At 73.2% G+C, this 13,255-nt stretch carries 8 protein-coding genes; 5 read left to right on the forward strand and 3 right to left on the reverse strand.

The features are described 5' to 3' along the window. Positions 1–27 precede the first annotated feature (27 nt). Entirely contained in the window at positions 28–3,939 is a 3,912-nt protein-coding gene (locus ACIP67_RS21680; RefSeq protein WP_401693729.1) for a CHAT domain-containing protein, read from the forward strand. 855 nt (positions 3,940–4,794) lie between these two features. Continuing rightward, the gene (locus tag ACIP67_RS21685; RefSeq protein ID WP_401693731.1) at positions 4,795–6,159 is read left to right on the forward strand and encodes a family 43 glycosylhydrolase; all 1,365 of its coding nucleotides are present in this window, start codon (positions 4,795–4,797) and stop codon (positions 6,157–6,159) included. 566 nt (positions 6,160–6,725) lie between these two features. On the opposite strand, the gene ACIP67_RS21690 is transcribed toward ACIP67_RS21685, so the two are convergent. Further along, positions 6,726–7,253 (reverse strand): GNAT family N-acetyltransferase, encoded by a 528-nt coding sequence (locus ACIP67_RS21690; protein ID WP_401693733.1) that lies wholly within the window; start codon positions 7,251–7,253, stop codon positions 6,726–6,728. Between the two features lie 73 nt (positions 7,254–7,326). Between ACIP67_RS21690 and ACIP67_RS21695 the strand changes: the two genes are divergently transcribed. Then, positions 7,327–7,923 carry a TetR/AcrR family transcriptional regulator gene (locus ACIP67_RS21695; protein WP_401693735.1) on the forward strand — a complete coding sequence of 199 codons (597 nt, stop codon included), beginning with the start codon at positions 7,327–7,329 and terminating at the stop codon, positions 7,921–7,923. Positions 7,924–8,181: 258 nt separating this feature from the next. Next, positions 8,182–9,315 carry an FAD-dependent oxidoreductase gene (locus ACIP67_RS21700; protein WP_401693737.1) on the forward strand — a complete coding sequence of 378 codons (1,134 nt, stop codon included), beginning with the start codon at positions 8,182–8,184 and terminating at the stop codon, positions 9,313–9,315. A 432-nt stretch (positions 9,316–9,747) separates the two neighbouring features. Here the strand turns inward: ACIP67_RS21700 and ACIP67_RS21705 are convergent, their stop codons facing one another. Further along, the gene (locus ACIP67_RS21705) at positions 9,748–10,419 is read right to left on the reverse strand and encodes a TetR/AcrR family transcriptional regulator (RefSeq protein WP_401693739.1); all 672 of its coding nucleotides are present in this window, start codon (positions 10,417–10,419) and stop codon (positions 9,748–9,750) included. Positions 10,420–10,522: 103 nt separating this feature from the next. Here ACIP67_RS21705 and ACIP67_RS21710 point away from each other — a divergent pair, with 103 nt between their 5' ends. Then, on the forward strand, positions 10,523–11,476 hold the full coding sequence (locus ACIP67_RS21710) for an NADP-dependent oxidoreductase (protein WP_401693741.1): 954 nt from the start codon (positions 10,523–10,525) through the stop codon (positions 11,474–11,476). A gap of 687 nt (positions 11,477–12,163) precedes the next feature. Here the strand turns inward: ACIP67_RS21710 and gap are convergent. After that, positions 12,164–13,162: a type I glyceraldehyde-3-phosphate dehydrogenase gene (gene gap / locus ACIP67_RS21715; RefSeq protein ID WP_401693742.1), complete on the reverse strand. Its 999-nt coding sequence runs from the start codon at positions 13,160–13,162 to the stop codon at positions 12,164–12,166. Positions 13,163–13,255 lie beyond the last annotated feature (93 nt).

Consider the following 13,255-nt stretch of genomic DNA (forward strand, 5'->3'; position numbering starts at 1 on the left):
GGAAGCATCGGCCGCGAGGGGGGACGCATGGCCGACGACGAGCAGCGGGAGAACGGCGGGGGAGACGTCGCGGGGCTCCGGGCCTGGGCCGCCGTCGCCGTTCGCCAGGCGCACGAGCTGTGGCCCCGGGCGCGGAAGAATCCGCAGTCGGCCGCGTTGCGGTTCGTGATCGAGCATCTGGCGACCGTCGAACGGCTGTTACCGGCGGAGGACCCGGCCCGGGCGGCCGTCGTGCCCTGGCTCGGGCTGCTGATCCAGGCGCGGCTCAAGGGCCGGCCCCACCCCGATCCGCGGGAGCGGGCGGCCGCCCTCAGCCATCTCCGGTGGACCGACCGTGCCAGACCGCTGAACGACCGGCTCGCCATGATGGCCCGGAGCAACCTGGCCGAGCTGCTCATCCCGCCCGGCATCCCTCCGGAGGCGCGCGACGGCTCGGGGCCGCCCGCCCTGGCCGAAACCCTGCGGGAGCAGCTGACCGAGGCACTGTACGTTCTCGCCCGCGTCATCGCCGGAGACCTCACCACACGGGAGCGGGTGCTGGCCGTCATGGACCGCGTCGACGCGCTGCTGTCCTCGCTCCCCGGCCCGCCGCCCGAGGGGAGTCCGCCGTCTCCGCCCCAGGACGGCAACGGTGGTGAAGCGGCGGCGGGGCCGGACGGCGCGGTGCCCCGCGGGGAGCCCGAGGGGGAGGCGCCGGCCGACACCGTCCAGCGGGTGGTGGACTGGGCGCGCCGGGACGCGGTGCGTTTCGCGCACCTGCTGGAGTGGCTGTGCGTCACCGTGAACGATCCCCGGGCCTCCAGGCCGGACGCCCACCGGGAGCTGGCTGATGTGGGCCTGGACCAACCGGGGTTCACGCCGCTGCGCGAGCTGCTCACCGACCTCAGATCGGGCGGGCAGGATCCCCGCTCGCTCGCCGAACGCGTCCGCAGCACCACGCAGGCTGCCAGGAAGGCGATGCTCGCCCTGCCCGCGGACGCGCCCGAGCGGATCCGCCTCGCCAAGTTCCACGCGGCCCTGCTGGTGGCGGGGAACCTACGGATGCCCGAAACGCTGGACTTCGGCGAGGTGGACGCGGCCGCGATGCGGCCGGACCCCGACCCCGCGGCACGTTCGGCCTGGCGCCGAGAGCTGAGCCTGGAACTGATCCTCTCCACCTCGATCGACAACCTGTGGGCGTCGAACGGCGACATCGCGCGCGTGGAGCGGAGCGCGGCATGGCTCCAGGAGTGGATCGACGCCCTTCCGGCGGACGGGGCCAGGGCCGCGGCCGCCCGCCGGTACCTGTCCGCCCTCCTCGCTCACCGCGTCGCCACCGCCGCCACGCTCGGAGGCAGCCTCCAGGACGGCGCCGCCGCACTGTCGATGGCCAAGGGGCTGTCCGCCACCGATGAACGCGACGATGTCCAGGCGCTGTTCAGCCTCTTCACCGGATTCCAACTGGCCCGCCGCAGCCGGGACCAGGCCGCGTCGGCCCGCGCGGCGGAGGACCTGATCCGGACGTTGAGCGACCGGTACGCCGACCCGGCGCCCGACGCGGGCACACGCTTCGTCATCACCGGCACGCTGGGCCTGGCCTACAGCGAACGTGCCGCCCACACCGGAACCCAGGCCGATCTCCGCGCCGCCGCCCGGTACCTGCGGGAGGCGGTGGAGATCGATCCGGCCACGGTCCCGCCGCTGTTCGCACCGTTCTTCCCCACCACGCGGGCCCAGCTGATGATCGAGCTCACCCGGGCCGACCCGCGCCGGGAGGTCGTCGACCGCGCCGTCGCGGAGGTCCACCGAGTGATCGAGGAATCGCGGACGGTGCCCTGGGAGGAGGCCCGGCTGCGGCTCGCCCTGGGCCGGGCCATGCTCCGCGCGACCACCCACCGCAGTGACCTCAGCCTGCTCGACCCGTGCATCGCCGAGCTGAACCGGGTCCGGGCCCTGGCCGCCGAAGGCCACGGCCTGTCGTTGAGCGTCGAGGTGCTGACGGAGCTGTCCACGGCCCACTGGACGAGCGCGGTGACCGGCGGCGGGCGCGCGAGTGAGGACTGGGAGACGAGCCTGGACACCCGCCGCGAGGCACTGGAGCTGATGGCCGCCGACGTCCTCCTTCAACTCGGCGCCGAGCACGCCCTGTCGGTCGCCCGGGCCGCGACCGGCCACGTGCTGTGGCTGGCCCTGCGGTGCGCCGAGGACGGCCGCCCCGCCGAGGCCGTGGAGGCGCTGGAGCTCGGCCGGGCCCTGGTGCTCCAGACGGCCGCGGCCGCACACGGCGTACCCCGGCTGCTGACGGACCGGGGTCACTCCGACCTGGCCGAGCGGTGGCGGGCGCAGGCACCGCAGCATCCGCTCCCGCTGGATCCGCGTGAGCCGCGTGAGCCGCGTGAGCCGCGGGAGCCGCGCGAGGCCGATCGGGGGGAGGGAGACGCGGGTGAGGGCCACCCGGCTGAGAGGGATCCCGCTGAGTGCCATTCGGCTGAGAGGGATCCGGCTGAGGGGGAGTCGGCTGAGAGGGATCCGGCTGAGGGGGAGTCGGCCGTGGGGGATCCGGCTGAGGGGGAGTCGGCTGAGGGGGAGTCGGCCGAGGGGGATTTGCTCCGGTCGAGGAGAGCGGCCGTGGTGGCGGCCGCGGCCTCCGGAGCTGAGCTGCCGAGCAGCCTACGGCGCAAGGCACTCGCCGCACTGGGGGCGGGAAACGGCACCGGCGTACGGGAGTTGCTCGGCACTCCGGACGTCGCCGCACTGACCGCCGCGCTGGCCGCCTCGGGAGCCGACGCGCTGGTCTACCTGGTCCCCGGTGAGGGCTTCCGCCCCCACATCCCGGGACGCGCGCTGATCCTGCGCCCCGGCGGTGCCGAGCCCGCCGTACTCGCCCTGCCGCTGATGCTCTCCCCGGGCAGTCACCCGTTGGAGCGGTACCTCGCCGCCGCCGCGGACCGTTCCGGCAAGGCGGCCGACCCGGACGCGTCGCGTGCGTCGCGGGAGGCCGCCGAGACGGAATGGCGGGCAGCGCTGAGCGAGCTGTGCGACTGGGCCTGGCCCGCTGCCGTGGGGCCGGTCCTCGACTCCTTGGGACCTCTCGGCCGGCCGCCGCGGCTCGTGCTGGTCCCCTGCGGCCCCCTCGGCGTCGTCCCCTGGCATGCGGCGCGCAAGCACATCCCGCTGGGGGGCTACCGGTATGCCGGCCAGGACGCGGTGTTCAGCTACGCCCCGTCCGGGGCGCAGTTCCTGCGGGCCGCCGCCCGCGACCGGCTGCCGGCCACCGGGCGCCGGGTGCTGGTCACCGATCCGAGGCTCAGCCTGGTCTGGGCCGAGTTCGAGACGGAGGCGCTGCGTTCGGCGTGCTACCCCGACGCCCGGCGCTACGGCACGTTCGTGGCGGCCGAGGGCGTGCCGGATGCGCCGGGGAGCTGCGAGGACCTGCTGGCCGTGCTGCCGGGCGGCGGTCAGCCGGCGGCGGTCGTGCACGTGTCCTGCCACGGGGTGGCCGGTCCGAGTCCCACGCGCTCGGCGCTGTCGCTGGCCGACGGCGAGCTGACCGTCGCCCGGATCCTGGACCACGCCGCGGCCGCGGCGCCCGGCCCGGACGGCCCGCTGGTGGTGCTCAGCGCCTGCGAGACCGACCTGAGCACGGGCGACCACGACGAGGCGCTGACCCTCTCGACCGCCCTGGTCGCCCGGGGTGCGGCCGATGTGGTCGGCTCCCGCTGGGCCGTCGACGACAGCGCGACCGCGCTGATGATGGCCGTCTTCCACCACTTCCTGACCAGCCAGGACCTCGCTCCCGCCGACGCGCTGCGCGCCGCCCAGCTGTGGATGCTCGACCCGGACCGCCGGCCCCCGCCCGCCCTGGGCGACCCGCTGCACCGCGAGGCCGCCCGCGCCGACCTGCACGAGATCCACATGTGGGCCGCCTTCACCCACCAGGGCAACCCCGCGGCACGCTGAGCCCCGCCCGCGCGGCGCCGGACGTTCAGCACCCAGTGGGCCACCCAACGTTCGGTGGCGTCACTGAGTAACGGCCCGTTACTGTGCTTGCGGCCGTTGCCGGATACATGAGGAGCGCGCTTACGGGCTCGGTGTACGCCGGCGACTTGCCGGGGAGCATGGGCCTCGCCGGCCCCTCCCTGAGCAGGTCGAACGCGTAGCACGGCGGTCGGTGGTGACGGGCGAACGGATCGAGCCGACCTGTTACATGATCTTATGAATTCTCGTCCGGACCCTCGATCCCTCGGATGACCTGCGAGAACCTTCGACACCCACACCTGTCCGCATACCGGACGCTCGGGATTAATTATCCGGAGTGTTGACGAAAATCAGCGCGCGTTCGCATGCTGAGGAGCATGTCACCCCAGGACGGCCCGTCGGCCCGCGTCGGACGCGGTGCGACAGGCTTTTGCGCGAACGGCCGCACGCTCCAGGCTTGCTCGACCGATGCGGGCTTCATGGCCTCACTGACGGGTTGTACGGGACGTCCGTGTCCGGCGGCGACGTCGCCGCGCCACGCTTAGCCGCCGCGCTGTCGCGGCTTTCGAAGCCGATCGGCTCCCCGGCCGCACAAGCCGCTGTCCGGCGGGCCGGAACCGTCCATCGAGTCCGGGCCGAGCCCGGCGCAGCTCCGCCTGCCGGTGCGTTCACCTGACCCCCGCGTCGCCGCGCACGACGTCTTCGGCGCAGCGTGCGGGAGCGCGGAAGACGGAAGACACCAGATCCCCGGCCCCACCCCCCAGTCGTGCCCTGCCCGCGATCCCTCAGGGCCGCGGGCCGGGCACGGGCACCCTGACGACGAAGGAGAAGTGACTGATGACCAGTGCCGAGAAGAGGTCGCACGTCGGCCGGCGGTCCCTGCTGGCGGCAGGCGCCGGCATGGGCGTGACAGCGGCGCTGCCCGCTGCCTCGGCGCAAGCCGCACCGGCGAAGGCGGAGTCCGCCAAAGCGGAGCCCGCGAAGGCGGTGTCGGCGTCGGCGCGGCGGTACCCCTCGAACTGGCCCGACCCCAGCTCCTACGGCGTAGCGGACACCCGGCTGGACCTGTGGCCGCGCGACGACAACTCCTTCGTCCTCCCGCTCGAACTGCGCCCTCGTGACGAGGAGCGGGGCGTGGTCTGGATACGGGACACCTATGTCAACTGCTTCGTCGTCGACGGCCGTCCGCTGTATGTCGCCACGGGCACCACGCGGGTACCCGGACTCGCCGTGGCGGCCCCGTGGAACGACGGCATCTTCGTGTGGACCGCCCCCTCGCTCAAGGGCCCGTGGAGACTGGCCGACACGACCGGCATCCGGCCCGACGCGGAGAAGGGCAAGGTGTGGTCGCCCGAGTTCGTCGACGAGAACCGCTCCGGACGCACCGTCGTCGCTCCGTGGCAGGAGTACTGGTACGACACCAAGTACGGCAAGCGCGGCCATGCCTGGGCGCCGGAAGTGCACTACTTCCGCGGCAAGTGGTACATCGTCGCGTGCACGGGCGACTACGCCCAGAAGGTCGGCTCTTTCCTGCTGGTGAGCGAGGGCGGCGTCGAGGGCCCGTACCGGCTCGCCGAGGGCAACCTCGAAAAGCCCTTCGGTGACTCGTTCATCGGGGGGCCGAGTTTCATCGAGCCCGGCGCCTACCACCACATCGACGGCGGGCTCTTCTCCGAGGGCGACGACGCGTGGCTCGTCCTGCACAACAACCTGTACGCGAAGTTCACGGACGACATGGAGGACATCGTCACGCCGACCGGCCTTCCGACGTTCCAGCAGCAGCCCTATTCGCCCGAGCCGTATCTCGAAGGCGCGTACGTGTTCAAGTACGGCGGCAAGTACTACCTCGTCCATGCCGCGTGGGACCGGACCTCGGTCAACAGCGACGGCACGACGCGGCAGGCCTACGACACGGCCGCCACCGGCCGCGTGCAGTACCAGTACGACGCCATCGTCGCCGTGTCGGACACGTTCGAGGGTCCGTACTCACAGCGGTGGACCGCCGGTGTCGGCGCCGGCCACAACAACTTCTTCGTGGATCACAGCGGCGGCCTGTGGGCGACGTTCTTCCTCAACCCGGCCGCCGGCTACTACTCCGACTCCGCGCGCGTCGACGGCGCCGCCGTACCCGGCGTCGTACGGCTGGAGTGGACCGGCCCCAAGGGAAAGCGCCTTTACGTCGAGCGCCGCAACAGCGCCTGATCACACGGGGAGCGGGGGCGGCCACGGGCCGTCCCCCTGCCCGGCGGCCGGCCGCACCATCCCCAGGTCGGTGGCGTGTCCTGGCTGTCGCCCCGGTGTCGCTGTCGGAGTGCGGTCGCTGTCAGAGTGCGATGGGGCCGAGGGCGGCGGCGGTTCGGGCCAGCGCCTGGAGGGTGGGGTTGTCGGTGGTGGTGCGCCAGGTGAGTGCCCATGCGAGAGGGCCTCCAACTCGCCTCGGGCGTACCCGTCGTCGACACGGTCCCCCCGCGGCGGCATCGGCCACCAACTCGCCGCCGCGCTCCGGATGGCCGACGGCCGACGGGTCTTCTGCGGGGTGTCGGGCCCGGACACCGGCGTGGCCCGATGACGGCCGGTCGGCCGTCCGGCCCGCGGCCCCTCGTCATGAAGTCCCGGGCCGGACGGCCGCCACAGCCGGTCATGTCCGGAGGGCGTCGCCCGGGTCGGCAGGGGCGCCCGGTGAGCGCTCCTTTCGCCGCTGTGAGTGGCACGGGCGCTGCCCGATGGCTCTCAGGCCGCATCCGCCAGGGCCACAGGCGAGGCCGCGTTCATTCCTCCGGGGGGCTGCCCTGGAGGTCGAGGGTCCAGGTCTGACCGACGAGGTCGTGGCCGAAACCGTGGTGGGGCTCCTCGTCGGCGAGGACGAAGCCGAAGTGCTCGTAGATCCTGCGGGCGGACACCAAATCGTCGGTGGTCCACAGGGTCACGCGCCGGTAGCCGGCCTCGCGGGCGAAGGCCAGGGACCCCTCGACGAGGCGGGTGCCGAGACCGAGACCCCGGGCGGCCGGGGTGACGAGCAGGACGCGCAGCTTGGCCACCCCCGGTCTGTCGTCGGCGACCAGGAACACGCAACCCGCGCGTTCGCCGTCGACCTCGGCGATCCAGGCCGCCTCCGTGGCCGGGGAGTGCCGTGTCGCGTAGTCGGCGACGGCCCTGGCCACCAGGGCCTCGAAGTCGGTGTTCCAGCCGAACTGCTGGTCGTACAGCTCGCCGTGGGCCATCACCACCCAGCCCAGGTCGCCAGGTCGGCCGGCGCGGCGGACCACCGCCTGCCGCTGGTGGGTTCCCTTCGGCATTGACACACTCTCCGGAGTCGATCGTCACAAGCAGTTACTGACACGACTGTGTCGGTCGCTTTGGGCTAGGTCCATGCCCCCGAAGACCGCAAACCCGTCCGCACGCCAGACCCATCTGCTCGAGGCCGCTTACCGGTACGCACTCACCCACGGCCTGACCGATCTGTCGCTGCGCCCACTGGCCGAGGCCATCGGCTCCAGCACACGGGTGCTGATGTTCCTGTTCGGCAACAAGGACGGACTCGTGCGGGCGCTGCCGGAGCGGGCCCGCACCGATGAGCTGGAGCTCCTGGCGCGATTCCGCCGTTCCGACCGCCCCGTCGGCCTGGTTCCGGCGGCCCACCAGGTGTGGACGTGGCTCGCCGCCGACGAGCACCGCCCGCTGCTGCGCCTGTGGACCGAGGTGTACGCCCGCTCCCTCGTCGAGCCCGACGGCCCCTGGGCCGGGTTCGCCAGGACGACCGTGGACGACGGGCTCGACGTCCTCGCCGCGTGCCAGCCGCAGCCGGAACGGGACGGCGAGGACGGTGCCACCTGCCGCACCCTGACGCTGGCGGTCCTCCGAGGAGCACTGCTCGACCTCCTCGCCACGGACGGCGAGCGCAGGGTGACCGCCGCCGTCCACCGGCAACTGGCCTTCCTGGACCGCGAGGACCACGACAGCGCCTGACCGTGGTTCGACGCCCCGGCTGCCTTCGGTCACCTCCGGGTCCGAGGAACGTCCGTGTCGGACCGTGCGCCAAGCCTCGTCTCGGCTGATCGGGCTTCGCCCCGGGGCGATCGGGCCCGGAGCCGCGGTGTCGGTCACTTGTCGGGGCTGCCGGTCCGTCGTCGGCGGCCTGTCGGCGGCTTGTCGGCGGGGTCCGGGACCTTGTCAGTGATCCTGCCGGGGCCCACCCGGCAGGCGAGCGACACACAAGGAACCACCATGACCACTGACGTCACGATCATCGGCGCCGGGCTCGGAGGACTGACTCTCGCCCGCGTCCTGCACGTCCACGGCATCCCGGCCACGGTCTACGAGGCGGAGGCCTCACCGACCGACCGCGCGCAGGGCGGGATGCTCGACGTGCACGACCACAACGGCCGGCTCGCCCTCGAGGCGGCGGACCTGATGGACGAGTTCCGCAGCCTCGTCCTCGAGGGCCGCGAGGCCATGCGCATCCTCGACCGGGACGGGACCGTCCTGCTCGACCAACCCGACGACGGCACGGGCGGACGCCCCGAGGTGATGCGCGGCGAGCTTCGACGGATCCTGCTCGACTCGCTCCCGGCCGGCACCGTCCGCTGGGGCCACAAGGCCAGGGGTACCCGGGCCCTCGGTGAGGGCCGCCACGAGGTGACCTTCACCGACGGCACCACCGTCGTCACCAGTTTGCTCGTCGGTGCGGACGGCGCGTGGTCACGGGTCCGACCGCTGCTCTCCGACGCCACTCCCGAGTACACCGGCAGGTCGTTCGTCGAGACCTACCTGTTCGACGCCGACACCCGGCACCCGGCCACCGCGAAGGCGGTCGGCGGCGGGTCGTTGTTGGCGCTCGCTCCGGGCAAGGGGATCCAGACGCACCGGGAGAGCGGTGGCACCTTGCACACCTACGTGGCCCTCACCGAACCGCAGGAGTGGTTCGCCGCCATCGATTTCGCCGATGCCGCCGTGGCCACCGCGCGGATCGCGCAGGAGTTCGACGGGTGGGCGCCCGAACTCACCGCACTGATCACCGACAGTGACACCGCACCGGTCCTGCGCACCCTCCATGCCCTGCCGATCGGACACCGGTGGGACCGGGCACCGGGGGTGACCCTGGTCGGCGACGCCGCCCACCTCTCGGCCCCGAACGGCGAGGGCGCCAACCTGGCCCTGTACGACGGCGCCGAACTCGGCAAGGCCCTCGCCGCACACCCCGACGACATCGAGGCCGCCCTCACCGAGTACGAGCAGGCCATGTTCCCCCGCGGCACCGAAGCCGCAACCGACGGCACCCGGCTCCACGAGCTCATGTTCGGCGACAACGCACCCCACGGCCTGTTCACCGCGATCCCCGGAGACGAGCGGACCCCATGAACCGCCGACCGGTGTCACCGCGGTGACCGTGACCTCCGGCCCAGGCGGCCCACCCGCTCCATGACTCCCGTTCGTGAAACGGTCACCGTCGGTGAGGGGCACGGAACCGGCGGACGCCGGCCTGCTGGGCTGCGGCGCCCAGGTGGTGGTGGCAGCGGTGTGGCGACCTGACCCGGCGGTCCGGACCGTCCGGCCCTCCACAGGCACACCCGACGGCGGAACGAGGGCCGCAGCGAGCCGGAACGGCCGTACGACGTCCGGGGCCTGCCCCCCGAACGGCCGTACGGCGTCCGGGCCTGCCCTCCCGAACGGCCCGCTGACGTGGACGCTGCGCGCCGGCGGCGGCCGGGCCCCGTCCGTCAGGGCAGTCCCGCTGGGCGACCGGTGGACGTGCCCGGCCGCCGTCAGGGCTTCAGCCACGGCGGCCGGGCATCAGGTTGCCGGAGGCGGCGCGCTGGAGGGGGCCGTGACGGGCGAGGACGGCGGGAGGCCGGCCGGGACCGTGGCGTACGGCGGTGCGGACACGGTGTGTGCGCTGTCCGCGGCACGTCCGTGGTCCGCTGCCAGAGAGGTCAGGAGGAGACCGACGAGGCGATGGAGGCCGGCGGCGGAATGCGTGAGGCGGAAGGAGGCGATGGCCGCGAGACAGACGCGTACGTCGTCCACGCAGACGTCGGGGCGGACGACGCCGGCGGCGCGGGCGCGGTCGACGAGTCGGCGCAGCGCCCGAGCCTGCTCGCGGCGGTCGGCGGCGAAGGCGGCCGCCGCCGGGTGAGAGCCGAACAGAGCCTCGTTCAGCCCGCGGTCCCGCAGCCGGCGCTCCGCGAAGCGGCGGACGGTGCCACTGAGCGCACGCCACGCGTCGGGCTCTCCGAGGGCGGCCTGCATGTCCGCGCGGCACGCCGCGACGTGCTCGGCAAGCGCCGCGGTGACCAGGTCGGCACGTGAGGGGAAGTGCCGGTGGACCGTGGCGACGCCCAGGCCGGCGCGGCGGGCGATCTCCCGCATCGGCAGGTCGAGTCCTTCGGCGGCGAAGGCGGCGCGGGCGACCGCGACGATGCGCCGGCGGTTGTGTTCCGCGTCCGCCCGTGTTTTCCGAGTCACTGTGCTTGCCGTGCCTCTCGCTTGAACCTGATCCGGATCAGCTGCTCCACCTCCATGTCTACCGTGGGGCGACGCCCGGACGGCCCGGGCCGGAGAGGTGATCATGCGCGCAGTGACGTTCGACCGGTTCGGCCCCCCGGAGGTGCTCGGCGTCGGATCCGTGCCCGAGCCGCACGCGGGCCCGGGCGAGGTCCGGATCGCGGTCCGTACAGCCGGGGTGGCGCCGGTCGACCTCGCGCTGCGGGCCGGCGACTCGCCCTCGCGCGACAGCCTCGCCCTGCCCCACATCCCCGGGGTGGACGCGGCCGGGGTGATCGACGAGGTCGGTGCGGGCGTCATGGACCACGCGGTCGGCGACGAGGTGTTCGGCGCGGTCGACGTGGCCCGGCTGGGCGGGGCGAGCGCGCGGTTCGCCGTGCTCGCGTTCTGGGCGGCGAAGCCGGCCGGCTGGTCCTGGCAGGAAGCGGGCGCCGCGGCGACGGGTGTCGAGACGGCGACCCGGGCCCTGGATCTGCTCGGCATCGCCGACGGGCAGGACACGACACTGCTGATCGATGGTGCGTCGGGCGGCGTCGGGAGCATCGCTGTGCAGCTGGCGGTGGCGCGAGGGGCCCGCGTGCTCGGGACCGGCCGCCCCGGCAGCCACGACTTCCTCGCCTCTCTCGGCGCTACTCCGGTCGACTACGGACCCGGTCTGGCCGAACGGGTCCACGCACTCGGCATTCCCCGGATCGACCCCGCGCTCGACGTGGCCGGGGCGGGCTCGCTGGACGAACTCGTCGCCCTGGCCGGCGGCTCGGAGTCCGTGGTCACGCTCGCGGACTTCACGGGTCCCGCCCGCGGGGTGCGCCTCTCGCTCGGCCGGTACGGCGGCCAGCCGGACGGGTGCCACGGGCTGGAACGCGCCGCGGACCTGGCCGTACGGGGAGGGTTCCGCGTACCGGTCCAGGCGGTGTTCCCTGCCTGCCGTGCGGCCGAGGCGCACACGGCTGCGGCAGCGGGCCCGCGCCGCGGAAAGACGGTCCTCGACCTCACGGGACTCACGCCCCACATCTGACGCCGCTCACACGCGCCTCCGGGACCGCCTCGAACTGCGACCGGCCGAGACCGTGGTCCGCCGGCTCGACGGCAACGCCGCCGGGCGGATCCTTCAACAGGTCCCCTGCCTCGACGCCCCGGCCGTCGCAGACGCCGTCCGCGCTGCGACGGGCTTCACCGAGGTGCACCGCCACGGCGAACCCTGGCGCCCACGCCCCCCGCATCGGCAGCTTCCACACTGAGCAACTACTACGGTCCGGCATCAAGATCTGGTCAGCCCTCCACGGAGTGGCCAGTCGCACGCTCATCAGCGTGACCCTCCACATCCCCCGCCGACGCTACGACCAGGCGAAGACATATGGGCACAGCGCCCCGCCCCGGCAGCTCGAATGCCGGGGACGGGACGCTTGTGCATTACGGAGGCAGATCAGCCGAACCAGATGATGGCCAGGGCGGGCAGGCATGCGGCACCCTGTGCTGTGCGGGCAACGTTCCGTTCCCGCTGGGCACATGGGGACGCGATGGGGTGGAGAGACGCGGACCGGCCGGTGGCTCGAGCGGCTGCGATCGCCTGGCATGCGGTCAGGGCGGGGGAGCCGATCACGGTCCTGTCGCGGGAGAGCCGGAAGGGTACCCCGGGTACCGGGAGCACTCCGCCGAGCCCGACCTGACCCGCGCCCTGGGCGAAGGCGGGGTCGGCGTCCGGTCAGCGGGCGGCGAGGAACTCCAGCGTGTCGATCACACGGTTCGAGAAGCCCCACTCGTTGTCGTACCACGCGACCACCTTGACGTGGCGGCCGTCGACGCGGGTGAGGGCCGAGTCGAAGATCGACGAGGCGGGATTGCCCGTGATGTCGGACGATACGAGCGGGTCGTCCGAGTATTCGAGGACGCCGGCGAGCGGCCCCTCCGCTGCGGTGCGGTACGCCGCCAGCACGTCGTCGCGCGTCACGTCACGGGCGACGGTCGTGTTGAGTTCGACGATCGAGCCCACCGGCACCGGTACGCGGATCGAGTCGCCCGACAGCTTGCCGTCGAGGTTCGGCAGCACCAGGCCGATCGCCTTCGCGGCGCCGGTCGTGGTCGGTACGATGTTGACGCCGGCGGCCCGGGCGCGACGGGCGTCGCGGTGCGGACCGTCCTGGAGGTTCTGCTCCTGCGTGTAGGCGTGCACCGTCGTCATGAACCCGTGCTCGATGCCGGCGAGATCGTCGAGCACCTTGGCCAGCGGGGCGAGCGCGTTGGTGGTGCAGGAGGCGTTCGAGACGATCGTGTGCACGGCCGGGTCGTAGGCGTCGGTGTTGACCCCGAACGCGAGCGTGACGTCGGCGCCGTCCGACGGCGCGCTGACGAGTACCTTCCTCGCGCCCGCGTCGAGGTGGGCGCCGGCGGCCTTGGCCGAGGTGAAGCGGCCGGTGGCCTCCAGCACGATGTCGACGCCGAGTTCGGCCCACGGCAGCTGCGCCGGTTCGCGCTCGGCCAGCACCGTGATCCGACGGCCGTCGACGACGAGGGCGTCCCCGTCGACGGTGACCGGGCGCCCGAGCCGGCCGGCCGTGCTGTCGTAGGCGAGCAGCCGGGCGAGAGTGGCGGGCTCCGTCAGGTCGTTGACGGCGACGATCTCGAGGGCGCTGTCGCGCTCCAGCAGTGCGCGCAGCACATTGCGTCCGATGCGGCCGAATCCATTGATGGCGATGCGAGTCATGAGTGAGGTCCCTTCCCTTCGCCACCAGGGTCGCCCGCGGCTCGCGCCGCTGACAGTGGCGGGATCGCCACGGTTCAAAAGGATCCCGCCAGG

It is taken from the genome of Streptomyces sp. NPDC088812, assembly GCF_044750285.1.
GTDB lineage: Bacteria > Actinomycetota > Actinomycetes > Streptomycetales > Streptomycetaceae > Streptomyces.